The sequence below is a fragment of the Mesorhizobium sp. 1M-11 genome, from assembly GCF_001303895.1.
GTDB lineage: Bacteria > Pseudomonadota > Alphaproteobacteria > Rhizobiales > Rhizobiaceae > Mesorhizobium.
The window spans coordinates 267,915-294,891 of sequence record NZ_LJSD01000001.1 but is presented as its reverse complement, the minus strand read 5'-3'; the positions used below and the strand labels follow the sequence as shown (position 1 = coordinate 294,891).

Below are 26,977 nucleotides of genomic sequence, written 5' to 3'. Positions count from 1 at the left end.
CCATGTCTGAACAGAACAAGTCCGTCGAAGCCCTAAGCACAGAAGAAGCAACTGCTGAGCTTGAGCGGCTTGCCGCCGAGATCAAGGAACACGACCGCCGCTATCACGGCGATGATGCACCGATCATCACCGATGCCGAATATGACGCCTTGCGCCGCCGCAATGCTGCCATCGAAGAGGCCTTTCCGGATCTGGTGAGGTCCGACAGCCCGACGGGTTCGGTCGGTGCGGCGCCGGCGGAAGGCTTTGCCAAGGTTCGCCATGCCGTGCCGATGCTCAGCCTCGCCAAAGCCTATACCGATCAGGATGTGGTCGACTTCCTGGAGCGGGCGAAGCGCTTCTTCGAGCGTGACAAGGATTTCGACATCGCTTTCACGGCGGAGCCCAAGATCGACGGACTTTCAGCGTCGCTTCGCTATGAAAACGGTGTTTTTGTTCAGGGCGCAACGCGTGGTGATGGCGCGGTCGGTGAGGATATCACGGCCAATCTGAAGACCATCGCCGACATTCCGCACAAGCTGAAAGGCTCCGGTTGGCCCGAAGTCATCGAAATCCGTGGCGAAGTCTATATGACCTATGCCGAATTTCAGGCCTTGAAGGAACGTTCCGCAGCCGCCGGCGGGCAGGACTATGTCAACCCGCGCAATACGGCCGCCGGATCGCTGCGCCAGAAGGATCCGTCCGTCACTGCCAGCCGCAACCTCAAGTTCTTCGCCTATGCCTGGGGCTACACTTCCGAGGATCCCGCGCCGACGCAGTATGAGGCGGTGCAGAAATTCGCAGACTGGGGATTCCAGATCAGCCCGCTGATGGTCCGCGCCAAGTCGGTGGACGAGTTGATCGCGCAATACAGGCTGATCGAGCTGCAACGCTCTTCGCTTGGCTATGACATCGACGGCGTCGTCTACAAGGTCGACCAGCTTGAACTGCAGCGCCGTTGGGGTTTCGTCACCGGTGAGCCACGCTGGGCGGTCGCGCACAAGTTCCCAGCCGAGCAGGCGACGACGACGGTGCGCAAGATCGACATCCAGGTCGGCCGCACCGGAACGCTGGCGCCGGTTGCCCGGCTCGACCCGGTAACGGTCGGGGGTGTTACCGTCGTCAACGTGACGTTGCACAACGAAGACTATATCAAGGGTTTCGACAGCAACGGCGAGCCGATCCGCGAAGGCAACGACATCCGCATCGGCGATACGGTGGTGATCCAGCGGGCAGGGGATGTCATCCCCCAGATCGTCAGCGTGGTGGTCGACAAACGTCCCGCCGACGCCGTGCCTTATGAATTCCCCCACACCTGCCCGGTCTGCGGTTCGGCGGCGACGCGCGAGGTGAACGAAAAGACCGGCAAGGAGGATTCGCGGCGGCGCTGCACGGGCGAACTGATCTGCCCGGCGCAGGCAGTCGAGAGACTGCGCCATTTCGTGTCGCGCGGTGCGATGGATATCGAAGGCCTGGGTGCCGAAAACATCGATCTGTTTTTCAACGCCGGGCTTCTCGAGACTGCGGCAGATATCTTCAGGCTGAAGGACCGGCGTGCCGAGGTGCAGCAAGCGCTGTTCGAGAGGCGCGAAGCTCAGGCTCTGGCGCGCGAAGCGGCCAAGGGATCGACCCGCAAGAAAGTACTGACGGCCGAAGAGCGCACCTATGAAGGACTCGAAAAGCTTTTCGACGCGATCGATGCGCGCCGGGAACCGGAGCTCGACCGTTTCATCTTCGCGCTTGGCATTCGTCATATCGGCGAAACGACGGCCGCAGCACTTTCCAAGACATTCTCGACGGCGGAAGAATTCATCCGCGTGGGCAAGGAGGCATCCAAGGCGGACGATCCGCACACCGTCTTCCCGTCCATCAATGGCATCGGCGATACGGTGATCGGCGCGCTGTGTGATTTCTTCGGCAATGAGCGCAATGACGATGTGCTGGATGCATTGCTGCAGCAGGTTCGCCCGAAGCCCTACATCGTCAATGTGTCGGCCGACAGCCAGGTCGCCGGCAAGACCGTGGTGTTCACGGGCTCTCTGGAGAAGATGTCGCGATCGGAAGCCAAGGCCATGGCCGAACGGCTGGGCGCCAAGGTCGCCGGATCGGTTTCGGCCAAAACCGATCTTGTCGTTGCCGGGCCAGGCGCCGGTTCGAAGCTCAAGCTTGCGACCGATCTGGGCATTGAGGTGATCGACGAGGATGCCTGGTTCGAAAGGGTGGGGCGGAGCGGGTGATGAGCGGGGCGTTCGCTGGCTTCGGCCGGAAGGCCATCCCATTCCTGAAGGCGCTGGATTTTCACCAGAGCCGGGAATGGTTCCAGGAAAACCGCGACCTGTTCGAAAGCGAACTGCGTGAGCCGCTGGGCGATCTGGTCGAGACGCTTTCGGAGCGTTTCGGTGCTGCAGGCCTTGGCTTGCGCGGCGATCGCAAGAAGTCGCTGTTTCGCATCAACCGCGACGTGCGCTTCTCCAAGGACAAGCGACCCTATACCACGCATGTGTCTGCGATCCTGTCACCCGACGGCACCAAGATGGAGCAGGGTGTTTTCTTCTTCTACCTGGGTCTCGATGCCTGTTTCGCCGCGGTTGCCTGGTGGCAGCCGGAGGCCGCAATGCTGCAGGCGATGCGACGGACCATCGAGACGAAGCCGGGTGAGTTCCGCAAGTTGGTTGCTGCGTTAAAGAAGAACAAGCTGGAACTCGGTACTCAAGGCGCCATGAAGCGCATGCCGCGCGGCTTCGAACACGTCACCGATCCCGAGCTTTCCGCTGCGATCCGCAACCGGCATTTCGTTGTGCGGCGGGACATCGACCCGGATTCCGTCCATGCGCCGGAACTGGCCGAGGCGCTGGTCGATTTCGCGGTGCGCGCCCGGCCGCTGCTTGACTGGGGCAGGGCAATACAGGGGACGCTTGTGCCGGTCTCGCAGGACTGAAGCGCGACGCAAAGCATCATTTTCGCTGATTGTTTGGCTCAAGCGAATTGGTGTGACATCCGGCAGTTGGCTACCTACATGTCTCCACTCTAGCACAATGCGTAGATTCAAAGTGTTAGAGCGTCCCTGCGTGTCCGAATGGGTGCGCGGCGCTTGGAGCGAATGTGCTCCATCCCTTTGTTCGTCGCATGATCTTGTCCGAAAAGTCAGTCAACATTTCGGATCATCTCTAGGAGTGGCCGATGTCGTCGGAAGCGATAGCCGAGAGGTCCAGGGCAAGCGAATTCTGGGACGGCGCCCGGCTCAGCACGCCGGTCGTGGTTGCTTCCGCGCCATTCGCCGTGCTGTTCGGTGCGCTTGCCGTCGACAATGGATTTTCTGTTTTCGAGGCGACCTTGATGAGTGCTGCTGTCTTTGGCGGCGCCAGTCAAATGGTCGGTATCGAACTCTTCGGCCAGCACGTCGCCCCTTGGCTGATCGTGCTTTCCATTTTCGCCGTGAATTTCCGCCATGTGCTTTATTCGGCCGGCATCGGTCGGCGCATTGCGCATTGGCCAGTCGTGCAGCAAGTGCTCGGCTATTTTATCCTCACTGATCCGCAATACGCCATTTCCGAGCGTAGGGCGGAAAACGGTCAGACGGTCAGTTTCATCTGGTATCTGGGGCTGGGTCTGCCGGTCTACGTGTTCTGGGTGGTGGAAACCGCGCTCGGCGCCTATTTCGGTAAGCTGATCAGCAACACCCATTCCCTCGGTATCGATTTCCTGCTGCCGATCTATTTCTTCGGGCTCGTCATGGGCTTTCGGAAGCGACCGCTGTGGCTGCCGGTTGTGGCGGTGAGCGCCGTTGCATCGATCATCGCATACAAAACTGTCGGCTCGCCCTGGCATGTCTCGATCGGCGCGGTTGCCGGCGTGCTGCTTGCTGTCATCCTGCCGCCGCATCATAGCGGCGTTGGTGCCAAACCCGGCGCAGAGGCGGAGGAACAGCTGTGAGCACGACTTTCTGGATCATCGTCGCAGCGGCGATCGCCACCTATCTCACCCGCGTCGGTGGTCATCTCGTCATCTCGCGCTTCGAGCGCGTGCATCCGCGTGTCGAGGCAGGATTGAACGCCGTACCGGCGGCGGTGCTGACGACATTGGTTGCGCCTGCAGTGTTAAGTGCCGGCCCCGCCGAATGGGCTGCTTTGATCGTGGCGGGCGCCGTCTCGCTACGCGGCGGGCTGCTGTCCATGTTCCTCGCAGGTGCCGCCGTGCTGATCCTGGCACGGCAGTTCGTAGCTTAGACGCTACATCCGCGGTCGACCTAAGCCTATGCGTTAAAGCGGCGCTGTCGCCTTTTCCAGCCATGCCAGCGTTTCGCCGTCGACCATCGGGCCGATCTCGGCAAGCACGCGGGCGTGGTAGCCATCGAGCCATTCAAGCTCGGCCTTGGTCAGAAGATCGGCGCGGATCAGCCGGCGATCGATCGGCGCGAGGGTGAGCGTCTCGAAGCCGTGCATGGCAATGTCGCCGCCTTCGATCTCTTCCGCCGGCGTGACGATGATCAGGTTCTCGATGCGGATGCCGTAGTGGCCCTCCTTGTAGTAGCCCGGCTCGTTGGACAGAATCATGCCGGCCAACAGTTTTTCCGTGCCGGTGCGGGCGATGCGCTGCGGCCCTTCATGGACAGCGAGATAGGAGCCGACGCCGTGGCCGGTACCATGCGCGAAGTCGCAACCGTGGCGCCACAGTGCCATGCGCGCGATCGCGTCGATTTCCGAACCACGCGTGCCCGCCGGGAAGCGCAGCATTGAAATGCCGATCATGCCTTTCAGCACCAAGGTGAAACGCTCGCGCATTTCTTCCGTCGGCTTGCCGACCGAGACCGTGCGGGTGATGTCGGTGGTGCCATCCTGATATTGCGCGCCGGAATCGAGCAGGAACAGCTCGTTCCTGGCTAGCTTGCGGTTGGTTTCCGTGGAAACGCGATAATGCATGATGGCGCCGTTGGGGCCGGCGCCGGAAATGGTAGCGAAGGAAACGTCGCGCAACGGCATCTGGGTTTCTTCGCCAGTCTGACGCCGAACCTCCTCCAGTTGCTTGACGACCGTGATCTCGTCCAGCGTCCCGGGTTGCTGCCGGTCGAGCCAGCACAGCAGCTTGGCCACCGCAGCGCCGTCGCGGCGATGCGCGGCACGGCTGCCGGCGATCTCGGCCTGGTTCTTGGTGGCGCGGGGGATTCGGGCAGGGTCGGCAGCTGAAATTACGGTGCCGCCATTGTCCTCCACCAGCATGCGCAGCTTGTCGGCCGCAAGCACCGGATCGAGCGCGATCTGGGCCCCATCCTTCGCCAGGGTCACGATTGCGCCCTCAAATTCCGCCGGTTCGTGCGGGTCGCAGAGCTGAGTGAGATAGGCAGCCACCGTGCGTGAGAATTTGCGACTGTCCATGAACAGCTGGTGCTTGCCGTCGGCCGCCAGGATGGCGAAGCCGAGCGCCAGCGGCGTATGCGGCACGTCGCCGCCGCGAATGTTGAAGGCCCAGGCGATCGAGGAGGGATCGGTCAGAACGGCATGGGTGGCGCCTTCCTTCTCGACGGCGGCGGCTAACCTCGCCAACTTGTCCTTGGCGAGTTCGCCGGCGAAGGCCTGCGGGTGCAGTTCCACCGGAGCGACCGGCGCTTCGGGCTGATCATCCCAGATGAAGTCGATCGGGTTTTCGGCCACCGGCACCAGTTCCGCGCCGGATTTCGCCGCGGCGGTCTTCAAAGCCTTCACCTCGCCGACCGTGTGCAACCACGGATCGAAGCCGACGCGCACACCTTTGCCGAGATTTTCAGGGATCCAGGAAGCGGGTGGATTGTCGACCAGGCTTTCGATCGTGAAGATCTCAAGATCGACTTCGGCACGCACCTGCAGCGTGTAGCGGCCATCGACGAAGATGAAGGCGCGGTCGCGCAGCACGATGGCGACGCCTGCCGAGCCGCTGAAGCCGGTCAGCCAGCGTAGCCGCGCTGCACGGTCGGGAACATATTCGCCCTGATGTTCGTCGGCGCGAGGCACCACGAAACCGTCGAGACCATTTTCGCTCAGCCACCGGCGAAGCTTGGCGACGTGCGGTTTGCCTACGGTGGGGTCGCCAGCGGGATCGAAAGTCTGGAACATCGATACAAACCCGTTATTGTTTGATTGCGTGGCCGGACCGTAGCTGCGTGGTGGGCGCCTGACAATCGGCGCCATGTGGTCCAGCTATAGCGGATTGCAGTTGGTTCAGCGCTTCATATGGATCGTCACCCAGCCTTCGCGGTGGGTGGTGCGTACATGGCGGAACTGCTGGCCGGCATAGGCAGCCACAACGGCATCGCGCTGGCGGTCGAGAATCCCGGAAAGCACAATGGAGCCGCCTGGCGTCAGGTATTTCGCCATTTCGGGCGCCAGCTTCATCAGCGGCTTGGCCAGGATATTGGCGACGATGAGATCAAACGGCGCACGAGAAGCAAAGACCGGGTGGTGGAAGCCGGGCGCGGTCGCCGTCTCGACCAGGCCAGCGACATGGTTCAACCGTGCGTTGGCAGCTGCCACATCGACGGCGACAGGGTCGATGTCGGTAGCGAGCACCGGTATGTGGGCGAGGCGGGCAAGCGCAATGGCCAGCACAGCGCTGCCGGTGCCGAGATCCAATGCGTTGCGCGGTTTTTCGCGGATGGCGACACGCTCCAGCATGGCAAGGCAGCCGGCCGTAGTGCCGTGATGACCGGTACCGAAGGCAAGCCCTGCCTCGATCTCGATGGCGATGTCGCCGGCATGGCGCTTCTGGCGATCGTGCGCGCCATGCACCAGAAAGCGGCCGGCGCGCACCGGCTTCAGCCCTTCAAGCGAACGAGCCACCCAATCGACGTCGGGCAACACCTCGCGCTCGACCGGTCCGGTGAAGCCCAGCGAGGCCAGTTCGGTCTTCAGTCGCGTCTCGACTGGCTCGATATCGCCGTCGGCATAGAGCGAGACCTCGTGCAGGTCGCGCTCCTCGTCGAGTTCCAGCACGGCGAGCGGCAGGCCGTCTTCCTCGAAAACGGTTTCGAGGGCTGCGAAGATACGGTCGGCCTCGGCCTTGGAAGTGGTCAGATGAAGGCGCGTCTGGCCCATGGATACCTGTCTTGCGGCGCGTGCCGCCCTGAAAAAACCGATCAGCCCTCTTTGGCCAGCCGCTTCAATTTGGCAAGTGCGGTATCCGGGTTTTCTTCATAGGCAATTGTGCCGAAGAAATCGCCCTTGCGGTCGAGCATCAAAACGGAAGCGGTGTGGTCCATGTTGTATTCGCCTTCACCGGTATCGACGCGCTTGAAGTAGATGCCGAAGGACTTCGCCATGGCGCGTACCTTGTCGGGTTCGCCGGTAATACCAACGATACGGTCGGAGAAGTTGCCGACATAGTTCTTCATGACGTCGGGCGTATCGCGTTCGGGGTCGATCGACACGAAGTATGCCTTGATGTCCTTGCCTTCGTCGCCCAGCGTCTTCAGCCAGCCCGCCATTTCGAAAAGTGTGGTCGGGCAGACTTCGGGACAGTGGGTGAAACCGAAAAACACGACGGTTGGTTGTCCGCGGAAGGCGGCTTCGGTGATCGGCTTGCCGGTCTGGTCGGTGAGCGCAAAGGACGCGCCGAATGGCTGGCCACCATAGTGACCGCGATACCAGTCGAAGGTCAGCCAGCCGATGCCGGCGGCCATGAGCACGAGAATGCCGACGAGGATAGTGCGCATCATGAGAACGATCCGGGACAGAAAGTTGTTCGGTGTCGCTGCCCGATGTTGGGAACATCGGCGGCGATATCATGGTTCGGGGAACTTTATCGCCTCGCCGGAACGAGCGCAAAGTGCGTCATTGCCGCAACCCTCTCGTCCAAACCTTGCAAGACGGCTTTCCCAGTCCCAACTGAAAGCGGACAATCGCGCCAGCGCAAGGAGGGTTTCTTGTTCTCTTGGACCGGACGAAAACTGATTGGTGGGGCACTTGTTGCTTGTTTTGTCGGAGTCGCAGGAGTGGCACTGGCGCAGCAGGTCGGCAAGGTCGGCGTCGACTGGCTGGGCAACGACATCGTCGTCGAGGCGATCAAGGATCCGAAGGTCGAAGGTGTGACCTGCCACGTCTCCTATTTCGAACGAGGTGTCGTCGACCGGCTGCAGAAGGGCAACTGGTTCGAGGACCCGTCGGACTCGGCGATTTCCTGCCAGCAGACCGGACCGATCAGCATTGGAGACATCGATTTCGGCAGGGGCGGCGAAGAGGTGTTCAAGCAGGGCATCAGCCTGATCTGGAAGAAGCAAGTAGTGAACCGCATCTACGACAAGGCCAACGACACGCTGGTCTATCTCTCGCATTCACGCCAGGTGCAGGACGGATCGGCCAAAATGGCGATCTCGACCGTGCCACTCTACGGCCAGAACGTCACCTGGAAGAACGGCAAGCCGCAATAGAACGTCTTGCGAGGGGCGCAGGCGGCGCGTAAAGCCGCGTCATGGACCGCACCGAAAATCTCGTGCCGAAGGACCCGGAGCCGCGCATTCATCCGACGGCGGAACTGAAGTCGTGCCGCCTTGGTCGTTATGCCGCGATCGGTGAACGTGTCGTGTTGCGCGAGGTGACGGTCGGCGACTTCTCCTATTTCGAGCGCCATGCCGAGGCGATCTACACGACCATCGGCAAGTTCTGCTCCATCGCTGCCAATACGCGGATCAATGCGTTGGAACACCCAATGGAGCGGCTGACCACGCACAAGGTCAGCTATCGGCCGAACGAATACTTCCGCTGGCTTGGGGTGGATGGCGACTTTCGCGAGCGGCGACGCTCAAAACCGGTCGTCATCGGCCATGATGTCTGGATTGGCCACGGTGCGGTGATCCTGCCCGGAGTGACTGTCGGCAACGGCGCGGTGATCGGCGCTAACGCAGTGGTGACCAGGGATGTTCCCGCCTACACGATTGTCACGGGTGTCCCGGCCAAACGGCTGCGCAGGCGTTTTTCTGAAGAAGTTGCAACGCGCATCGAGGCGCTGACTTGGTGGGATTGGCCGCCGGAGAAACTCGCCAAGGCAGTTCCGGACATGCAGGCGATGGACATCGAGACCTTTCTCAGTCGTTGGGAAGCTCAGCCATAGCCGCGTCTGGCTTTGTGTATTGGTAGATTATTGCATTCTAGAAATGTTGCTCAACTGTCGCAGTATTCCCGCATTGACTTGTGCGGGGTGTCATTTTGTTTTTCTTCTCAAGAAGAGAAGGTTTTCTGGCCGTCGGTTGGCGTATCTGGTTCAAACCCGCTAAAAAGGGTGGAGCGGAAATATGACGGGTTCTTTCGTGACCGACTGGTTGGAAATCTTGAGGCAGGAAACCGCGACCGGCGAACGCATGGGGCGCGAGGTACCGGACATGCTTGCCCATCCTGAGATCAGCGAGGAGCAGGTTCTGGCGTTGTTCTCGGCGCTCGACAAGCAGGCCGACTTTGCAGAGAAGCTCAAGCAGGCATTGGAAAAGTTCGGCCATGATTTCCCGGTGATCACCGCTGCCGAACGGCTGGAGGAGCGTTATGCCGATCTTGCCGCGACCGTTGCCGACAAGCTGAAGGCGATGCGCGAATAGCATCCGCGACCGATCATCCTGGATTGGTCAGCGGCAATGTCAGGTGATTTTTGATGTTCGACGACCGCGCCTTAGAGCGTTTCCGTTTTTCATAGAAACGCTCTAACTCTTTGTTTTTTGCGCAATTCCGGACGGAAAACCGTTGCACGCTTTCCTGGAATTGCTCTAAGCGCCGCGGCCGTTATCGGCCACCGTGGTCGCCTTGGGTCGCGACCCGCCGCCGCCGCCAACCACAACAAGGCGCTTGATCTTGCCTTGCTTGAAGGCGGCGAGGAAGCGCTTGTAGTCCTTGAAGGCAACGCAGCCGTGCGATTCCGCCCGGCCGCCGCGCAGCAGATAGGAATGCGCCAGCAGGCCGTTGCGGCCATGCTTGACCTTGCCGTCGACGGGGGTGAGGCGGATCGCCTCGACGCCGTGGAAGAGCGACTCGCGCATCGACAGCTTGTAGGTGTCGGGCGGCGTTGGGCCGCGCATCTTCTGGCCCACATAGCGCACATTGTCGGCCATCGAGCCGATGCCGGAATGCGCTTCCAGCTTGGTGCCGTCGGGCATGGTGACCGTGGCGGCGTTGATGTCATAGACGGCGGTGCCGTTGCCGGCGCGCGCGCCGGAACTGCCAGGCGAGGAGAACAGGTTGCGGAAAGCCTGGCCGAGCCCCCCGCTTTCGGAAGGGTTGTCCGGCCGCGCATAGGCAAGCACAGGCTGTGCCGGCTGGCTGATGCGCTTCGCGGGTTTGCGCGCTGGCTGATCGTCGCTTTCCGGCTGTGCCTCGGCGCGGCGGCGCGTTTCCGACTTGGTGCCTTCCTCGGCACGCGGGCGATAAACCGGCAACGGTACATTTTCAGGAACGGCGGCGAAGTCGGGACCTTCGATCACTTCGCCGGTATCGGCCAACGCGATCTGTTCTTCGTCGTCACCATCATCCTCCTGGTCGGGCAGGACAAGGCTTGCCACCAGAACGTCGCGCACGGCGGAATGCGCTGCGGGCGCGGCATCGGCGAAGCCGAGCTCCATGGTGGATGGGGTGGATAGGGCAAGCGCCACGCGCGCGGCGCGTTCCGGCTCGGCCAAGCCTGGACCGAAGCGGTCGGCGTCTGGCGTACCGAGTGCGCGCGCGAAACGCTCGTCCGACGGATCCCGCTGCTGCAGCGCTTCGGCCGCTGCCAGCCTTTCGGTCTTGTCGGCAGCCTCGGCCACTGCCGCCTGTTGCCGACGCTTGGCCCATTCGTGTGCCACCAGCGCCTGCTTGAGCTTGGAGGCAGCCTCCATCGATTGCGCGTCGGCACTCGCTACGCCGACGCGCGCGGGCAGGAAATGCGCGTTGGCGCGGATCGAGGTTGCTGCTGAGTAAGCGCCGGCGACAGTCGCCAGCGACCACATCGCCAGCACGGCGCCTGCCGTGGGGATGGTAACCCAACCCGCCATCCTTGCGGAGCGGGCCAGCATTGTCTTGAAACCAGAGGCGGGACGATTGCCCCGGAATTTTTCACGCACGAACGCCATGCCGACCGAACTTCCTTCAATCGGCGCAACACGCAGAAACCGCCTTACCCATTCGCCCGCCGGAATACCGGTCGCGCGTGGCGGTCCTTTGCCGATTATCTCAAAGGATGGACAAAGATGGTTAACCAATCCCTGTGTCGCCCCTCATTGGATTGGAGCCCGCCGCGAAAAACCCTCCTAAAAAGGCAAGAAAGCGGCAAAATCGCCCGCTGGCAAGGATTTTCGGTCTTTGACTGGAAAAAATGACGCAGGGGAAGGGCTCGGAGCGAGTTTACTTTTGGTGTGAAGGGCAGGGTGGGGCGCTCCTGACAGATCTGTCAGCAAGTTGGCCGTGACCACCAATACCGACCGACATCCCGCCCTATATCGATCCCATGACCCAGAAAACCACCAGCCTCGCCCCTCGAGACAACCGCGAAGACGTCGTCGCCCTCGTCTCCGTCGCCACCATGATCGCCGCGTTGTTTGCGGGCAGCACGGCACTGACGCCGCTCTATGTCATCTATCGGGAGGCGTTCGGCTTCTCGCAGGTCACGCTTACTCTGGTCTACGCCATCTACGTGGTCGGCAATCTCGCGGCGCTTCTGCTGTTCGGGCGCGTATCCGATGCCATCGGCCGCCGTCCAACGGTGCTGGTTGCCGTGGCGGTGACAGTTGCGAGCGCCGCGCTCTTCCTTTTCGCGCGCAGCCTTGCCACGCTGGAGATCGCCAGAGTGCTGAGCGGGCTGGGGATCGGGGTTGGTGTCGGAAGCGGCACTGCCTGGCTCAGCGAACTGGTCGCGACGGAGGACAAGACCTTCGCCTCGATGATCGCTACGGGCACGAATTTTGTCGGATTGGGCATTGGCGCGCTTGTTGCCGGGCTGCTTGCCGAATATGCGCCGCTACCCCTGCGGCTGACTTTTATCGCTTATCTGGCGGCGCTTGGCATTGTCGCCATCCTGATCTGGCGCACGCCCGAGACGGTGCGCAAGTCTGGCCGGCTGGCGGATGTATCGTTCCGGCCAAGGCTAGGGTTGCCGCCCGAAGTGCGCCCGCATTTCGTGGCGCCAGCCGTCACAGGTTTCGGCGCAATGGCGTTGGTCGGCTTTTTTGCGGCTCTTGCCCCAGGTGTGTTGGTGAGGGACCTCCACATCGCCAATCATGCGGCGGCCGGGGCGCTGTTCTTCGAACTGGCATTGATGGCGGCTGCGACCATCGCGCTGACCGGCCGGTTGGCCAGTCGCCATGCCATGCTGACCGCGCTGGCGCTGATGCCGCCGGCTGTGGTGCTGGTGGTGGCGGCGCAATGGTTCGGCTCGCTCTCCATCATGCTGTTGGCCACGGCGCTCTGCGGGGTTGCCGCAGCACTCGGCTATCGCGGCAGCCTGCAGGTGGTCAACCAGATCGCGCCGCCCACACGACGGGCTGAGATCGCCTCGGTCTATTTCATCTGCTGTTTCTGCGGCAACGCGCTGCCGGTGGTCGGTATCGGCGTGATCTCGACGCAGGCAGGCGCGACCGCCGCCAGTATCGCGTTCGCCTGCATGATCGTGGTCTTCGCGCTGACCGCGTTGGGTTTTGGGATGAAGTATCGAGGGTGAAGGCCTCACACCGCCTTCACGAACCCGTCCAGCACCTTCTTCTGGCCGGCGCGGTCGAAATCGATGGTCAGCTTGTTGCCGTCGATCGCCGCGATGTTGCCGTTGCCGAACTTCTGATGGAATACACGGTCGCCAACCTTGAAGGCTGACGGCGCGTCGGCCACCGACTTCGCCACCAACTCTCCCTCGATGGTGCGGCCCTTTACCGAGGTGCGGCCGGCGCCATAGCCGGAATCGACCTCGCCATAGCCGATGCGCTCGACCTGGTGGCCGCTGCGCGTGCCCCAGTTGCGGTCGGTCGCTTCGGTGCGGTTCTGCTGGGCGCGCTGCCAGCCAGGCGTGGCGTAGCTGTTGGAGAAGGAGCCACCCTGATCGCCGCGCGCGGCCCGGCCGCCCGACGGCGAGCCGATGCTGTCGAAGCGCGAGGCACCATACGGATTCTGGCGCCCGGCCGAGAAACCGCCCCGGCCCGAAGCGAAGGCACCGCCGCCATAAGGGTTGCCGTAGCCGCCGTAGCTGGAGCCACCGCCTTCCTGCACCTCGACATGGGCTTCCGGCAATTCGTCGAGGAAGCGGGACGGGATGGTCGATTGCCACAGTCCATGGATGCGGCGGTTGGAGACGAACCAGATGTGCAGGTTCTTCTTGGCGCGGGTGACGCCGACATAGGCCAGCCGTCGCTCTTCCTCCAAGCCCGAGCGGCCGCCTTCGTCCAATGCCCGCTGGTGGGGGAAAAGGCCTTCCTCCCAGCCAGGGAGGAACACCGTCTCGAACTCCAGGCCCTTGGCCGAATGCAGCGTCATGATGGAGACCGCGTCGAGGCCCTCATTCTGCTCGGCGTCCATCACCAGCGCGACATGTTCGAGGAAGGCACGCAGCGATTCATATTCCTCCATGGAGCGGATCAGCTCCTTGAGGTTTTCCAGCCGGCCAGGGGCTTCCGCGGAACGGTCGTTCTTCCACATATCGGTGTAGCCGCTCTCCTCGAGGATCATCTCGGCGAGTTCGGTGTGCGGTGTGGAATCGATCAGGCTCTGCCAGCGCACCAAGTTGGCGGCGACTTCGCGCAGGGCCGCGCGTGGCTTGGGCTTCAGCTCATCGCTTTCGGCAAGGCGAGCGGAAGCCTCCAGCATCGGCACGCCGAGCGCACGCGCCGTGTCGTGGATCTGGCGGATGGTGGCGTCGCCCAGGCCGCGTTTCGGCACGTTGACGATGCGCTCGAAAGCGAGGTCGTCGCCGGTATTGGCGACGACGCGCATGAAGGCCATGGCGTCGCGGATTTCCTGGCGTTCGTAGAAGCGGGGGCCACCGATGACGCGATAGTTGAGGCCGATCTCGATGAAGCGATCCTCGAAGGAGCGCATCTGGAACGAAGCGCGCACCAGGATGGCCATGTCATTCAGCTTGTGACGATCGCGCTGATAGGCCTCAATGACCTCGCCGACGGCGCGCGCTTCCTCATCCGAATCCCAGGCCGCATGCACATTGACCCTGGGGTCCTCCGGATCCGGTCGGTCCGTGAACAGCGTCTTGCCGAGGCGGCCCTCATTGTGGGCGATGAGATGGGCGGCAGCACCCAGGATATGGGCGGTGGAGCGATAATTGCGCTCCAGGCGGATGACGGTTGCGCCGGGAAAGTCCTTCTCGAAGCGCAGGATGTTGTCCACCTCGGCGCCGCGCCAGCCATAGATCGACTGATCGTCGTCGCCGACGCAGCAAATATTGACCCTGTTCTCGCTCGCGCGCTGTTCCGCGCCTAACGGCGCGGGCGCTCCGCGGGGGCCTCGCGACGGCTCGGTCGCCCAGTCGGGCTCGCGACCTTCGGTCGTGGGGACTGCGCTGGACTGTTTCGGCCGCTGTGCCAGGAGCCTCAGCCACATATATTGCGCGGTGTTGGTGTCCTGGTACTCGTCTACCAGTATGTATTTGAATTTGCGGTGGTATTCGGCCAGCACGTCATGGTGCTTGCGGAAGATGCGGATCGGGTGCAACAGCAGATCACCGAAGTCGCAGGCGTTCAGCGTGGTCAACCGGTCCTGATAGGCGCGGTACAGCTCACGACCCCGGCCATTGGCGAAGGCGCGTGCGTCGCCCTCCGGGATTTCGTCGGGAGCGAGGCCCTTGTTCTTCCAGCTGTCGACCATCTGCGCGAAGGTACGCGGCGCCCAGCGCTTGTCGTCCAGCCCCTCGGCCTGAATCAGCTGCTTGATGAGGCGGGTGACATCGTCGGTGTCGAGGATGGTGAAATCCGAGCGCAGGCCCGCGAGCTCGGCATGGCGGCGCAACAGCTTGACGCCGATGGAGTGGAAGGTGCCTAGCCATGGCATGCCTTCGATCGCCTCGCCGACAAGGACGCCGATGCGATGCTTCATTTCGCGCGCGGCCTTGTTGGTGAAGGTGACGGCGAGGATCTGGCTGGGGAAGGCGCGGCCGGTGGCCAGGATGTGGGCGATGCGGGTGGTGAGCACGCGCGTCTTGCCGGTGCCAGCGCCGGCCAGAACCAGCACCGGGCCTTCGGTAGCTTCCACCGCCTGCCGCTGTTCGGGGTTGAGGCCCTTCAGGTACTCGGGCGGGTTATTGTGACCCTGGCGCGCTGCCATGGCGCGGGCCGCGATGCCGGACGGAGCTGCCTGCGAAGAAGATGCGCGCGCGGCGTCGAAACGCGGAGCGTCATCCTCGTCAAAGAAGGGCATGTCGTGATCGCCGGCCATTTCGTTTCCGAATGTAGTGATTCGGGCGAGAAAGGCCAGCAATGTTCACACACTGTTCCAGGATTCAACGGCTTTGACCCGTGTTGACGGCTTGATGCGACATGGATAGCGTTCGGCAACGGCTCGACGCAGCCGGCAGTCCGCGCCTTGAAAAGGTATGGCGAATGCGTCGTCATGATTCAGTCTGGTCCTTGTCCCTGGGACGAAGGCACCGGCAATGCGGGCCCCGGTGAGGCTTTTCGTCCCGACGAGAAGGATCGCAGACCATGCGCACATTCCTGGACGCCAAGGCGATGGCAAAAGCCATGCGCGAGGCGCTTGCTGACAAAAAAATCGAAATTCCTCATTCCGAGGCGTTGGAGATCGTCGCTCGCCAGTTCGGGCTCGAGAGCTGGAACATCCTGTCCGCCCGGATCGAGCGCGGCGAGGGCGGGGCACTCGACGGCAAGGTGGGCAGAGGCATTGCCTTCGAACAAGCCGTGCCGATCTTGCGCATCTTCGACGTCGCCAAGGCCCATGAGTTCTATCTCGGTTTCCTCGGATTCAGCGTCGATTGGGAGCACCGCTACGAGGACAACTCCCCGCTCTACACCCAGGTGTCGCGGGACGGCCTCAGGTTGCATCTGTCCGAACATTCGGGCGATGCCAGCCCCGGCGGCAACATGGTCGTCTATATGAGCGGTATCGAGGCGTTCCAGCGCGAGCTGGCGGCGAAGAGATATCGTTATATGAACCCGGGACTGGAGAAGGAGGACGGCCGGCTGGAGGTGGAGGTGATCGACCCGTTCGGCAATCGCATCCGCTTCATGGAGATCGTCAAAGACGATTGATCCTGGCGTCTCGGCGCCCGGGAATAGAAGCGTTCATCGTCCGCTCCGCAATATTTTCGGCAAGCGTTTCCCGAAATCCACACTGGCGCCTTGTTATCGTCGCGGCGGGCGAGTTTAGTCTTTGCTCCTTTGGTGCGGTCGGTTAAATCTGTCCGCGCCAACCATTCAAGGCGAGGCCATGCAAGAACCGTTCGACTCCAAACCCCCGACCACGGTGGACGACAATTTCGACAAGGCAGCCATTGCCGTGATCGTGGTTTTCGGTGCGCTCATCATCGGCGGCTTGATGGCGGCCAATCTGGTCTATGGTCACCGCAACGGCTTCCTCTATGCGCTGGGCGCAGCGGGTACCGCCTGGATCGCCGGCCACATGATCCTGTTCGACCTGCCACGCGCCTATGCCGCCATGGTGGCGGCTTCTTTCCTGCTGGCGCTTCTGTCGACTCTGGCGCTCGCCTGATCGATCGCGTCGCGCGATCGATCAGGAAATTCAGCGTATTATCGGGTTTTGCTATGAGCCAACCAGAGCCTGGTTGTGAGTTCAGGCGGGGCCGCGTTTGGATCGCGCCTGCTTGATGACGGCGCGCCAGCGCAGCATGTCGAAGGGGATCGGCTCGTTCGAGTTTGCGATCTGGAAGATTTCGTTGTTGAGGTTCTTCAACGAACGCCAGAAGTCGTAGTCGCTGATGCGCGGGTCGGCGGCCAGCTTTTGCGAGAGAGCCTCGATATCGATTTTCATGCGCGTGCTCGGGCCAGATTTCCTCTGACCCTTCTCCAAGGCTTTCCTGTCCACCCCTAGGAGGCCTTCTCCAGCGCGCCGTTGATTCGCTCAACGCGGCAAACAGGTTCTCCCCCGTTCAATATTGATTAAGGTTAACGGCTCTGCCCGGAGCGGTTCACCGTTTCACGGGAACGGCGATCCGCTCTGTCTCCTTGTTTGAAGCAATTCCGGGCGGAAAACCGCCGCCCTTTTTTCCGGGAATTGCTTCAGCCAGCCTTGCGGCGGATGCCGATCGAGCGGCCGGCGCGCTCCGGCACCGCCAGGCCCGCGTGGGCTTCGCGCATCGCCTCGACCTTGGCCAACACGTCAGCCGGGAAGGGAGCGACCTTCGGCCCGGCCATGTCGACATGCAGCGAAAGCGATTCCGACGTCGCCGCCAGCCAGCCGTCGACATGGCGGATTTCCTGATAGACGCGCAGCCGCTTCTCGTCATGGTCGAGAAGCTGGAAGGTTGCCGTTACCTTATGGTCGAGATGCAGCTCCTGCACGTAGCAGACATGCACTTCGGCCGTGTAGATGGTGAGCTTGCGGTCGCGGGCGTAGTTCGGCCCCATGCCCATCAGCTCAAACGCGTCATCCGAACAACGGTCGAACAGGACATTGTAGTAGGCCATGTTGAGGTGGCCGTTGTAATCGATCCAGTCCTTCTCGATGTCCATGACGCGGGAGACAAAAGGGGCAGGGATGGACATTGCGATGTTTCCTCTGGCAAAGCGTGCACGCAGATCTTTGTTTCGCGCATGTCGTTATCGCAAAACCGCTGCACACTTTTGCGCGACATGCTTTAAGCAGCTTTAACTCGAGAACAAGGGCCGCGATGGTCCAATCGCGGAGGAAAGCATGGCTCTGAGCGACCTCGTACCGGTCGAGCGCAATGAGAATGGCATTGCTGCCGTTCTCGGCATTCTGAAACAGCAGCTCGGCGAGCGATTCCAGACCGGGCAGGCGATCCGTGAACAGCACGCCCACACCACCACCTACATTCCTACCCAGGCGCCGGACGGCGTCGCGTTCTGCGAGACGACAGAAGAAGTGCAGTCGGTGGTACGCGCCTGCGCCGAGCATCGCGTGCCGGTCATCGCCTTCGGCGTCGGCACGTCGCTAGAGGGCCACGTCAACGCGCCGGGCGGTGGCATTTCCGTCGATCTCTCGCGTATGAGCCGGATCCTTGCGGTTAACGCCGAGGATTTGGATTGCCGGGTGGAACCCGGCGTGACTCGCGAGCAACTCAACCAGCATCTGCGCGATACCGGCCTGTTCTTCCCGATCGATCCCGGTGCCAATGCCACGCTCGGCGGCATGGCGGCGACGCGCGCGTCGGGCACCAATGCGGTCCGCTACGGCACGATGCGCGAGAACGTGCTGTCGCTGACCGCCATCATGGCTGACGGCGAAATCGTGACGACCGGCCGGCGCGCCAAGAAGAGTTCCGCTGGCTACGATCTCACCCGCCTCCTGGTCGGCTCGGAAGGCACGCTCGGGATCATTACGGAACTGACGCTGAAACTGCAGGGCATTCCGCAAGCCATCTCGGGAGGCGTGTGTCCGTTCCCGACGCTGGAGGCGGCATCGCAGGCGGTGATCCAGACCATCCAGATGGGCATTCCTGTCGCCCGTATCGAACTGGTCAACGCGCTGCAGATGCGGGCGATGAAGACCTATTCCAAGCTGGATTATCCCGAGAGCCCGTGCCTGTTCCTCGAATTTCACGGTAGCGACGCCGGTGTGGCCGAGCAGGCCGAAACCTTTGGTTTGGTCGCAGAGGAGAATGGCGGTGGGCCATTCCTGTGGACAGCGGTGGCCGAGGAGCGCAGCAAGCTCTGGAAGGCGCGCCACGACGCCTATTGGGCATCGCTGACGCTCAGGCCCGGCGCCAAGGGGTTGTCGACGGATGTCTGCGTGCCGATCTCGCGTTTGGCTGAATGCGTGGCGGAAACCGAGGCCGACATCGCCGAAATGGGCTTGATCGCGCCCATCGTCGGCCATGCCGGCGATGGCAACTTCCACGTGCTGGCACTTATGAATCCCGAGGACGCCGGAGAGGTGGCGCTGGTCGAGCGGTTCGTTGCCCGCCTCAACATGCGCGCGATTGCCATGGAGGGCACCTGCACCGGCGAGCATGGCGTCGGGCAGGGCAAGGTCGGGTTCCTCAAGGCCGAGCACGGCCATGGTCTCGACGTGATGCGGCAAATCAAGCGCGCGCTCGATCCCTACAACATCATGAACCCTGGCAAGATCCTGCCGGTCTAGATCGCTTTTTGCAGGACGGTTGGAGCGGGGTTGACGGTTTCCGTTGTGCGCTGACACGACCGCGGGCGCCCGCCAGGATGTGATCTAACCGCATCCAGCCTTGATCCGTGCGCCTGTGGAACGTATGCATTTTGTCGACATGAGGGTTTTAAGATGACCGCTGCCGACAAGACCTCCCGCCCAGAACGCAAGCGTGGCTCCGGTGTGAAGGTCGTCTACGACCTCCTACGCGACGAAATCCTCGATCTTGTGCTGCCACCGGGCAGTCCGATCGATGAGGTGCAACTGGCCGAGCGGTTCAAGATGTCGCGTACGCCCATTCGCGAGGCTCTGGTGCGACTGGCCGGCGAGGGGCTGATCGACACGCTGCCCAACCGGTCGACCATGGTGTCGAATATCGATTTTATGAATATGCACACGTATTTCGATGCCTTGGTGTTGATGTATCGCATCACCACGCGCCTGGCTGCCGAACATCATCGTCCCGAGGACTTGAGGGTGATCCGCGCGCATCAAGCGGAATTCGCCAAGGCAGTAGAGGAACAGGATGCGTTGGCGATGATCGCCACCAATGCTGCCCTGCATTCGGCTATCGCGGAAGCAGGTCGCAACCCGTATTTCACGGGTCTCTTCGGACGGCTTCTCAATGAAGGACGGCGGCTTTTGCGTCTTTACTATCAGTCTTATGACGATCGTTTGCCGCAGCGTTTTGTCGACGAGCATGAGGATATGATCGCGGTCATTGCCGCCCGCGATGTCGAGGCGGCCGATCGGCTGGCGAAGGTGCATGCGGAGCAGATCGTCGACCAGATCCAGAAGCTTTTCACACGCGGCGGGCATCTGAACGTCGCGCTGTGAAATCGTTGTCGATTTCTTGTCGACAAATAAAATCCAAAGAGTATAATTGCTGCCGAAAGCAGGGATTGCGCACGGCTGCGCCATGGCGTCTTCTGCCGAAGCGACAGACCAACAGGGAGCTTTTGAGATGAAGGCGAGGATTTTCTCCGGCGTAATTCCGGCTTTGATGACACCGTGCAAAGCGGACCGCAGCCCTGATTTCGACGCCCTTGTCGCCAAGGGCAAGCAGCTGATCGCAGACGGCATGTCGGCAGTTGTCTATTGCGGTTCGATGGGCGATTGGCCGCTTTTGACCGATGCGCAACGCATGGAAGGCGTTGAGCGCCTGGTCAAGGCGGGTGTGCCGGTGATCGTCGGCACGGGCGCCATCAACAGCGCATCCGCCGTGGCGCATGCCGCCCATGCTCAAAAGGTCGGCGCGCAGGGCTTGATGGTGATCCCGCGCGTGCTGTCGCGTGGCTCGTCGCTGACTGCCCAGAAAGCGCATTTCAAGGCGATCCTGTCGGCCGCGCCCGATCTTCCTGCGGTGATCTACAACAGCCCCTATTATGGCTTCGCCACGCGTGCCGATCTGTTCTTCGCGCTACGGGCCGAGCACTCCAACCTCGTCGGCTTCAAGGAATTCGGCGGTCATGCCGACCTGCGTTATGCGGCCGAGAACATCACCAGCCGCGACGACGGTGTGTCGCTGATGATCGGCGTCGACACCGCTGTCTTCCATGGCTTCGTCAATTGTGGCGCGACGGGAGCCATCACCGGCATCGGCAATGTGCTGCCGAAAGAGGTTATCCACCTCTGCAATTTGTCCCAGGCCGCGGCGACAGGTGACGTCGACGCGCGCCAGCGCGCTCAGGAACTGGAGCAGGCGCTGGCCGTTCTGTCCTCCTTCGATGAAGGCCCGGACCTTGTTTTGTACTTCAAGCACATGATGGTGCTGAAGGGTGACAAGGAATACACGCTGCATTTCAATGAGACAGACGCCCTGACCGACAGCCAGCGCGGCTACTGCGAGGCACAGCTCAAGCTCTTCAACACCTGGTATGCCGAGTGGAGCAAGCTGCCTGGCGCTGTACAGAAGCACAAGGGCTGACCCGCCCGAGCCTCGGCTCCGAGAAAGCCCTCCGGTGGAGGGCTTTTTTGTTGATGGTCGGAAGGCTTCAATCAGACGGCAGGGTGTTTCAGGCGACGGCCTCAAGCCCCAGCGCGAGCAGCCTGTCGAGCTGTTGCATTTCGGCTGTGGTAAGAGCGATGCCTTCGATCTCTGATCTCGCGCGGGCTGCGTAACGGCGCTGCGACGGCAGGCGGGCACCCTGACCGGCAATCGCGTCGAACAGTGCCTGTGCGCGCTCCAGTGGATTGCCGTCACGGCCTTTGGCAAAAGCCTCGGGAGAAAAGGCGATGACGAGTTCACCATGCGGCGGGGCAAGCGTGGTGGTGCCAAGGTAGTCGAGCACCTGCGGGCTGATCAGGTCGCCGATCATGACGCCCGCGAGGAGCTCGATCATGGTGCTGATCGCGGAGCCCTTGTGGCCGCCGAAAGGCAGCATCGCACCGGTAAGCGCGGCTTCCGGATCGGTGGTGGGCTGTCCTTCGGCATCGATCGCCCAGCCTTCGGGCAAGGGCTTGCCGGCGCGGCGGTGCAGCTCGATCTCGCCGCGGGCGGCGACGGAGGTGGCAAAGTCGAAAACATAGGGTGATTTGCCTGGGCGCGGCCAGCCGAAGGCCAAGGGATTGGTGCCAAGCAACGGCTTGTTGCCACCGGCTGGCGCGACCGTGGAGTAGCTCGGGCACATGGCAAGTCCGGCGAGGCCGTATCCCGCCAAGGCCTCCACTTCCGGCCAGAGCGCCGAGAAATGTGTGCAGTCGTTGATGACAAGCGCCGCCAGACCCAGCGCGCGGGCCCGTTCCACGAGCACCGGCAGGCCAAGTTCGAAGGCGGGATTGGCGAATCCGCGGCTGGCGTCCACCCGTACGATCGCGGAGTGGTCCTGCTGCACCAGTTCCGGTACAGCATCCGGTGCGACCTTTTCGGCCTTGACGGTGCGCAGCGCGCCCTCGATCCGGTAGATACCATGTGATTTGCAGGCGTCTCGCTCTGCCGCGACGATGACGCGGGCAAGAGCTCCGGCCTGGATGTCGTTCAACCCCGCCTTTTTGAAGATTGCCTCGACACGCTCGTTAAGCGTGACGATCGGCATGGTGGTGGTTGCAGGCATGGTCTTCCTCTCGATACAGGTAGGTGATTGAGTTGATTATCTGCATACATAGAGTATACAAATAATCGACAATCGCAATTCGGCGCGAGCCGCCTTTGTATTTTCAGGACAGGAACCTCACATGGCTTTTACCCCCAAGGGAAAACACCTCATTGCGGGCGCTTGGCTTGATGGCGCGGGCACCTTCGAAAGTGCTCCGGCACATGGTCCTGCGCATGCCTTCGCTGTCGGCAGCGTGGATCTGGTGAATCGCGCCTGCGAGGCCGCCGAAGAAGCCTTCTGGAGCTACGCCTATTCGTCGCGTGGTGCGCGGGCGGCCTTTCTGCGCGCCATTGCTGACGAGGTCGAGGCGCGCGCCGATGCGATCACAGAAATAGGCAGTCAGGAGACCGGCCTGCCGGAAGCGCGGCTTCAGGGCGAACGCGGGCGTACGACCGGTCAGCTTCGCCTCTTTGCCGACCATATCGAAAAGGGTGACTACCTCGACCGCCGCGTCGACGCGGCCCTGCCGGAACGCCAGCCGGCGCCTCGACCAGAGATCAGGCTGATCCAGCGCCCGGTCGGGCCGGTCGCCGTCTTCGGCGCTTCCAACTTTCCGCTCGCTTTTTCGACCGCAGGTGGTGACACGGCAGCCGCATTGGCGGCCGGCTGCCCGGTCGTGGTGAAGGGTCATTCGGCTCATCCCGGCACTGGGGAGATCGTCGCCCAGGCCATCGAGGCGGCGATCGTAAAGACCGGTGTGCATCCCGGCGTTTTTTCGCTGATACAGGGCGGCAATCGTCAGGTCGGCGAGGCGCTTGTGCAGCACCCGCTGATCAAGGCTGTCGGTTTTACCGGTTCGCTGGCCGGTGGCCGCGCGCTCTTCAACCTCTGTGCCGCCCGTCCCGAGCCGATCCCGTTCTTCGGCGAACTCGGCTCGGTCAATCCGATGCTGTTGTTGCCAGAGGCAGTTAAGGCGCGCGCCGAGGCGCTGGGACAGGGCTGGGCAGGTTCGCTGACGCTGGGCGCCGGGCAATTCTGCACGAATCCCGGCATAGCCGTGGTGGTCGAAGGGCCCGATGCCGATCGCTTCATCGGGGCCACGACCGAAGCGCTTGGCAAGGTTGGCGCGCAGACCATGCTGACGGACGGCATCGCCAAGGCTTATCGCGACGGACAGGCGCGTTTCGCCGAGCGCAATTCGGTCAAGCCTTTGCTGGTGACCGAACCCTCGGGCCGCGCCGCGACCCCCAATCTGTTCGAGACGACAGGGGCGCAGTTCATGTCCGACCATGCGCTGGGCGAAGAGGTTTTCGGACCGCTCGGCCTCGTGGTGAAAGTGGGTTCTCTGAACGAGATGGAAGAGATCGCCCGTGGCTTCGAAGGGCAGCTGACCACGACCATTCACATGGATGAAGGGGATGTCGAGGCCGCGCGCCGCCTGATGCCTGTCCTGGAACGCAAGGCTGGCCGGGTGCTGGTCAACGGCTTTCCGACCGGCGTCGAGGTGGTCGACGCCCAGGTTCATGGCGGGCCTTATCCGGCTTCGACCAATTTCGGGGCGACCAGTGTCGGTACCTTGTCCATCCGCCGTTTCCTGCGCCCCGTTGCCTATCAGAACGTTCCGGAAGCGCTGCTGCCCGAGAGCTTCGTCGGTTGAGGGTTGAAAGGAGGTTTCGGTCGGCTCGGAATATTAAAATCGTATATTCACTGCATACAATTTGTATTTTGTGATTGATTTGTCCGCGGCGACACGAAATAGTGCGCGCGGTCTACCGACCGGCAACACTCAGGGAGAGAGCAAAACATGAAGATCTCGGTCCTCGCCTTCGGGCTCATGGCCGCAACCGCACTGAGCGGTCAGGCATATGCCGACAAGCTCGACGACATCATCGCTTCCGGCACCTTGCGCTGCGCTGTGGTGCTCGACTTCCCGCCCATGGGCGCGCGCGATGCGAGCAACAATCCGATCGGCTTCGACGTCGACTATTGCAACGATCTCGCCAAGGCGCTCGGCGTGACGGCCGAGATCGTGGAGACGCCCTTTCCGGAGCGCATCCCGGCCCTGATGTCTGGCCGCGTCGATGTCGGCGTCGCCTCGACCTCCGATACGCTCGAACGCGCCAAGACCGTCGGCATGACCGTTCCCTATTTCGCTTTCGAAATGGCCGTCACCGCCAACGACAAGTCGGGCGTCAAATCGTTCGAGGACATGAAGGGCAAGACGGTCGGCGCCACCGCCGGCACGTTCGAAGCGATCGCGCTCGAAAAGTCGGTCAAGGAATGGGGAGCCGGCGAATTCCGTCCTTATCAGACCCAGGCTGACGTGTTCCTGGCGCTCAGCCAGGGCCAGATCGATGCCACCGTGTCCACTTCCACGGTTGCGCAGGCCAATGTGAAGACGGGCAAGTTCCCGGGCATTTCGGTGGTCGGCAAGGCGCCGTATGACATCGACTATGTCTCGCTCTTCACCAACCGCGAAGAATACGGCCTGATCAACTACCTGAACCTGTTCATCAACCAGCAGGTGCGCACCGGCCGTTATGCGGAACTCTACAAGAAGTGGGTCGGCGGCGATCTGCCGTCGCTGGCTGTGAACGGCGTCTACCGTTGACCTGACCGTTTCCCGGGCGGTGCGAGCCAAGCCTCGCGCCGCCGATTCTTCCGAAAGGCGAAGCGGCGATGTTCAGCTATACCTTCCACTGGAACCAGGCGTTCAGGGCATTGCCGCAAATGCTCGACGGTGCGCTGGTCACTTTGGAAATTGCGCTTCTGTCGATGGCGATCGGGCTTGCGCTGGCGATCGCGCTCACCGTGTTCCGGCTTTCAGGCAACCGTGTCCTTTCCGGGGTCGCCACCGCCTGGGTGGAAGTGGCGCGCAACACGCCGGCGCTGTTCCAGATCTATATGGCGCATTTCGGCCTCGGCAATTTCGGCATCCACCTCAGTCCTTTCACGGCACTGCTCGCCGGCATCGCCTTCAACAATGCCGGCTATCTCGCTGAGAATTTCCGTGGTGCGCTCAAGGCCATTCCCGAGACGCAGGCGCGCGCGGGTCGTTCGCTGGGCATGAGCTCGCTACAAGCGTTCCGCTACATCGTCCTGCCGCAGATGCTGCGCGTTGCCTTCCTGCCGGCCACCAACCAGATGGTCTGGGCGATTCTCATGACGTCGCTCGGGGTGACCGTCGGCATGAGTTCCGATCTCGCCGGTGTCACGCAGGAACTGAACGCCCGCTCGTTCCGCACCTTCGAATTCTTCGCCCTTGCTGCGGTGATCTATTACCTCATCGCCAAGGCGGTCACGCTGGCTGCACGCCTGCTTGCCGCGCGCATGTTCCGTTATTGAGGCGGGGTAGAGATGTTCAGCACAGCTCTTACCTGGAGTGATCTCGCCTTCCTGGCCCATGGCGCCGGCATGACGCTTGCCGTGACGGCGGTTTCAGTTGCCGCCGGCACGGTGCTCGGCATCGTGTTTGGCGTCATCCGCTTCCAGTTCGGACCTTATTGGTCGGCGCCGCTCACCTTTGCCCTGGATATTTTCCGCTCCGTGCCCTTGCTGATCCAGCTCGTTCTCGGCAACGCCTTGCAGTCCATCGCCAAACTCGGCTGGCCACCCTTCACCACGTCTTGCGTGGTGCTGTCGCTCTATACTGCAGCCTACTGCACCGAGATCGTTCGGGGCGGCATCGACTCGGTGCCGGTCAATACGCGCCGCGCTGCGCGATCGCTCGGCATGACCTGGTGGCAGGACATGCGCTACATCGTGGCGCCGCTCGCCACTCGCGTGTCGTTGCCGTCGTGGATCGGCCTGACGCTTGGTGTGATGAAGGATTCCGCGCTCGTGCTCTGGCTCGGCCTCATCGAGCTGCTGCGCGCCTCGCAGATCCTTGTCACCCGCCTGCAGGAGCCGCTGTTCATCCTGCTTCTGTGCGGCGCCATCTATTTCGTCATAAGCCTGCCCATTGCCCGCTTCGGCAGGTATCTCGAAGAACGCTGGTCACCCAATGATTGAGATTGAAAACGTCCACAAATCCTTCGGCTCGCTGGAAGTCCTGAAAGGCATCGACCTGACCGTCAGAAAAGGCGAGGTCGTCACCGTCATCGGTGGCTCCGGTTCGGGCAAGTCGACGTTGCTTACATGCATCAACGGACTTGAAACGATCGCGTCGGGCAGGGTGGTCATCGATGGCACCGATGTCCACGCCAAGAGCACGGACCTCAACAAGCTGAGGCAAAAGGTGGGCATCGTCTTCCAGCAATGGAATGCATTCCCGCATCTGACCGTGCTGGAAAACGTGATGCTGGCGCCGCGCAAGGTGCTTGGCCTGCCGAAGGAGAAGGCCGAGGAAATCGCGGTGAAGCAACTGACCCATGTCGGTCTCGCCGAGAAGCTTTCTGTCTATCCAAGCCGCATGTCGGGTGGCCAGCAGCAGCGCATGGCGATTGCGCGTGCGCTCGCTATGTCTCCCACATATATGCTGTTTGACGAAGTGACCTCGGCACTTGACCCGATGCTGGTGGGCGAAGTGCTGGATACGCTCAGGATGCTCGCCTCTGAAGGCATGACGATGATCTGCGTGACCCACGAAATGAAGTTTGCTCGCGAGGTATCCGACCGCGTTGCCTTCTTCCATCAGGGAATCATGGCTGAAATCGCGCCGCCGGAGCAGCTCTTCGACGCGCCGCAGCACACCGAGACGAAGAAGTTCCTTGCGGCAACGCATTGAGAGCG

At 62.1% G+C, this 26,977-nt stretch carries 26 protein-coding genes; 18 read left to right on the top strand and 8 right to left on the bottom strand.

Features of this window, described 5'->3' with window-relative positions:
- The first annotated feature begins 2 nt into the window (after nt 1-2).
- The 4 genes from ligA (at nt 3) to AO692_RS01360 (ending at nt 4,205) form a co-directional block, all read left to right on the top strand.
- Nucleotides 3-2,216, top strand: a complete 2,214-nt coding sequence (gene ligA, locus AO692_RS01375) for an NAD-dependent DNA ligase LigA (protein ID WP_054308228.1) — start codon at nt 3-5, stop codon at nt 2,214-2,216.
- Nucleotides 2,216-2,917 carry a TIGR02453 family protein gene (locus AO692_RS01370; protein ID WP_054308227.1) on the top strand — a complete coding sequence of 234 codons (702 nt, stop codon included), beginning with the start codon at nt 2,216-2,218 and terminating at the stop codon, nt 2,915-2,917. The genes ligA and AO692_RS01370 overlap by 1 nt, the downstream gene beginning before the upstream one ends.
- Before the next feature lie 242 nt (nt 2,918-3,159).
- Entirely contained in the window at nt 3,160-3,912 is a 753-nt protein-coding gene (locus AO692_RS01365) for an AzlC family ABC transporter permease (RefSeq protein WP_054308226.1), read from the top strand.
- Nucleotides 3,909-4,205 carry an AzlD family protein gene (locus AO692_RS01360; protein WP_054308225.1) on the top strand — a complete coding sequence of 99 codons (297 nt, stop codon included), beginning with the start codon at nt 3,909-3,911 and terminating at the stop codon, nt 4,203-4,205. Before AO692_RS01365 ends, AO692_RS01360 begins: the two co-directional genes overlap by 4 nt.
- A 33-nt stretch (nt 4,206-4,238) precedes the next feature.
- Here AO692_RS01360 and AO692_RS01355 read toward each other — a convergent pair whose 3' ends face one another.
- The 3 genes from AO692_RS01355 to AO692_RS01345 form a co-directional block, all read right to left on the bottom strand.
- Nucleotides 4,239-6,065: an aminopeptidase P family protein gene (locus tag AO692_RS01355; protein WP_054308224.1), complete on the bottom strand. Its 1,827-nt coding sequence runs from the start codon at nt 6,063-6,065 to the stop codon at nt 4,239-4,241.
- 105 nt (nt 6,066-6,170) lie between these two features.
- Nucleotides 6,171-7,043 carry a 50S ribosomal protein L11 methyltransferase gene (locus AO692_RS01350; RefSeq protein ID WP_054308223.1) on the bottom strand — a complete coding sequence of 291 codons (873 nt, stop codon included), beginning with the start codon at nt 7,041-7,043 and terminating at the stop codon, nt 6,171-6,173.
- Between the two features lie 41 nt (nt 7,044-7,084).
- Complete coding sequence (locus tag AO692_RS01345) at nt 7,085-7,663, bottom strand: SCO family protein (protein WP_054308222.1); 579 nt, start codon at nt 7,661-7,663, stop codon at nt 7,085-7,087.
- Nucleotides 7,664-7,939: 276 nt separating this feature from the next.
- On the opposite strand from AO692_RS01345, the gene AO692_RS01340 reads away from it, so the two are divergent.
- From AO692_RS01340 to AO692_RS01330, 3 genes are all read left to right on the top strand, one after another.
- Complete coding sequence (locus tag AO692_RS01340; protein ID WP_244483220.1) at nt 7,940-8,374, top strand: CreA family protein; 435 nt, start codon at nt 7,940-7,942, stop codon at nt 8,372-8,374.
- 41 nt (nt 8,375-8,415) lie between these two features.
- Nucleotides 8,416-9,054: a DapH/DapD/GlmU-related protein gene (locus AO692_RS01335; protein WP_054308220.1), complete on the top strand. Its 639-nt coding sequence runs from the start codon at nt 8,416-8,418 to the stop codon at nt 9,052-9,054.
- A 196-nt stretch (nt 9,055-9,250) separates the two neighbouring features.
- The gene (locus tag AO692_RS01330) at nt 9,251-9,532 is read left to right on the top strand and encodes a hypothetical protein (RefSeq protein WP_054308442.1); all 282 of its coding nucleotides are present in this window, start codon (nt 9,251-9,253) and stop codon (nt 9,530-9,532) included.
- Nucleotides 9,533-9,697: 165 nt separating this feature from the next.
- On the opposite strand, the gene AO692_RS01325 is transcribed toward AO692_RS01330, so the two are convergent.
- Nucleotides 9,698-11,035, bottom strand: a complete 1,338-nt coding sequence (locus AO692_RS01325; RefSeq protein ID WP_054308219.1) for a DUF2778 domain-containing protein — start codon at nt 11,033-11,035, stop codon at nt 9,698-9,700.
- 374 nt (nt 11,036-11,409) lie between these two features.
- Here AO692_RS01325 and AO692_RS01320 point away from each other — a divergent pair, with 374 nt between their 5' ends.
- A complete protein-coding gene (locus tag AO692_RS01320) occupies nt 11,410-12,618 on the top strand; it encodes an MFS transporter (RefSeq protein WP_054308218.1) in 1,209 nt (402 codons plus the stop codon).
- A gap of 5 nt (nt 12,619-12,623) precedes the next feature.
- On the opposite strand, the gene AO692_RS33485 is transcribed toward AO692_RS01320, so the two are convergent.
- Nucleotides 12,624-15,329 carry a UvrD-helicase domain-containing protein gene (locus tag AO692_RS33485; RefSeq protein ID WP_054308217.1) on the bottom strand — a complete coding sequence of 902 codons (2,706 nt, stop codon included), beginning with the start codon at nt 15,327-15,329 and terminating at the stop codon, nt 12,624-12,626.
- Between the two features lie 266 nt (nt 15,330-15,595).
- Between AO692_RS33485 and AO692_RS01310 the strand changes: the two genes are divergently transcribed.
- Complete coding sequence (locus AO692_RS01310) at nt 15,596-16,159, top strand: glyoxalase superfamily protein (RefSeq protein WP_054308216.1); 564 nt, start codon at nt 15,596-15,598, stop codon at nt 16,157-16,159.
- A 178-nt stretch (nt 16,160-16,337) separates the two neighbouring features.
- Entirely contained in the window at nt 16,338-16,619 is a 282-nt protein-coding gene (locus AO692_RS01305; protein ID WP_054308215.1) for a hypothetical protein, read from the top strand.
- 81 nt (nt 16,620-16,700) lie between these two features.
- Here AO692_RS01305 and AO692_RS01300 read toward each other — a convergent pair whose 3' ends face one another.
- Together AO692_RS01300 and AO692_RS01295 are read right to left on the bottom strand one after the other, a co-directional pair.
- Nucleotides 16,701-16,898 (bottom strand): hypothetical protein, encoded by a 198-nt coding sequence (locus tag AO692_RS01300; RefSeq protein WP_054308214.1) that lies wholly within the window; start codon nt 16,896-16,898, stop codon nt 16,701-16,703.
- Between the two features lie 248 nt (nt 16,899-17,146).
- Nucleotides 17,147-17,632, bottom strand: a complete 486-nt coding sequence (locus tag AO692_RS01295; protein ID WP_054308213.1) for a thioesterase family protein — start codon at nt 17,630-17,632, stop codon at nt 17,147-17,149.
- Nucleotides 17,633-17,780: 148 nt separating this feature from the next.
- Here AO692_RS01295 and AO692_RS01290 point away from each other — a divergent pair, with 148 nt between their 5' ends.
- The 3 genes from AO692_RS01290 to AO692_RS01280 all read left to right on the top strand — a co-directional run bounded on the left by AO692_RS01290 (nt 17,781) and on the right by AO692_RS01280 (nt 21,138).
- Nucleotides 17,781-19,190, top strand: a complete 1,410-nt coding sequence (locus AO692_RS01290; RefSeq protein ID WP_054308212.1) for an FAD-linked oxidase C-terminal domain-containing protein — start codon at nt 17,781-17,783, stop codon at nt 19,188-19,190.
- Nucleotides 19,191-19,343: 153 nt separating this feature from the next.
- Complete coding sequence (locus tag AO692_RS01285) at nt 19,344-20,048, top strand: GntR family transcriptional regulator (protein ID WP_054308211.1); 705 nt, start codon at nt 19,344-19,346, stop codon at nt 20,046-20,048.
- Nucleotides 20,049-20,175: 127 nt separating this feature from the next.
- Nucleotides 20,176-21,138: a dihydrodipicolinate synthase family protein gene (locus AO692_RS01280; RefSeq protein ID WP_054308210.1), complete on the top strand. Its 963-nt coding sequence runs from the start codon at nt 20,176-20,178 to the stop codon at nt 21,136-21,138.
- Between the two features lie 88 nt (nt 21,139-21,226).
- On the opposite strand, the gene AO692_RS01275 is transcribed toward AO692_RS01280, so the two are convergent.
- Entirely contained in the window at nt 21,227-22,264 is a 1,038-nt protein-coding gene (locus AO692_RS01275) for an Ldh family oxidoreductase (protein WP_054308209.1), read from the bottom strand.
- 121 nt (nt 22,265-22,385) lie between these two features.
- Between AO692_RS01275 and AO692_RS01270 the strand changes: the two genes are divergently transcribed.
- From AO692_RS01270 to AO692_RS01250, 5 genes are all read left to right on the top strand, one after another.
- A complete protein-coding gene (locus AO692_RS01270) occupies nt 22,386-23,903 on the top strand; it encodes an aldehyde dehydrogenase (NADP(+)) (protein WP_054308208.1) in 1,518 nt (505 codons plus the stop codon).
- Nucleotides 23,904-24,050: 147 nt separating this feature from the next.
- On the top strand, nt 24,051-24,857 hold the full coding sequence (locus AO692_RS01265) for a transporter substrate-binding domain-containing protein (protein ID WP_054308207.1): 807 nt from the start codon (nt 24,051-24,053) through the stop codon (nt 24,855-24,857).
- 68 nt (nt 24,858-24,925) lie between these two features.
- Nucleotides 24,926-25,591 carry an amino acid ABC transporter permease gene (locus tag AO692_RS01260; protein WP_054308206.1) on the top strand — a complete coding sequence of 222 codons (666 nt, stop codon included), beginning with the start codon at nt 24,926-24,928 and terminating at the stop codon, nt 25,589-25,591.
- Nucleotides 25,592-25,603: 12 nt separating this feature from the next.
- Nucleotides 25,604-26,257 carry an amino acid ABC transporter permease gene (locus tag AO692_RS01255; protein ID WP_054308205.1) on the top strand — a complete coding sequence of 218 codons (654 nt, stop codon included), beginning with the start codon at nt 25,604-25,606 and terminating at the stop codon, nt 26,255-26,257.
- Entirely contained in the window at nt 26,250-26,972 is a 723-nt protein-coding gene (locus AO692_RS01250) for an amino acid ABC transporter ATP-binding protein (protein ID WP_054308204.1), read from the top strand. Before AO692_RS01255 ends, AO692_RS01250 begins: the two co-directional genes overlap by 8 nt.
- Nucleotides 26,973-26,977 lie beyond the last annotated feature (5 nt).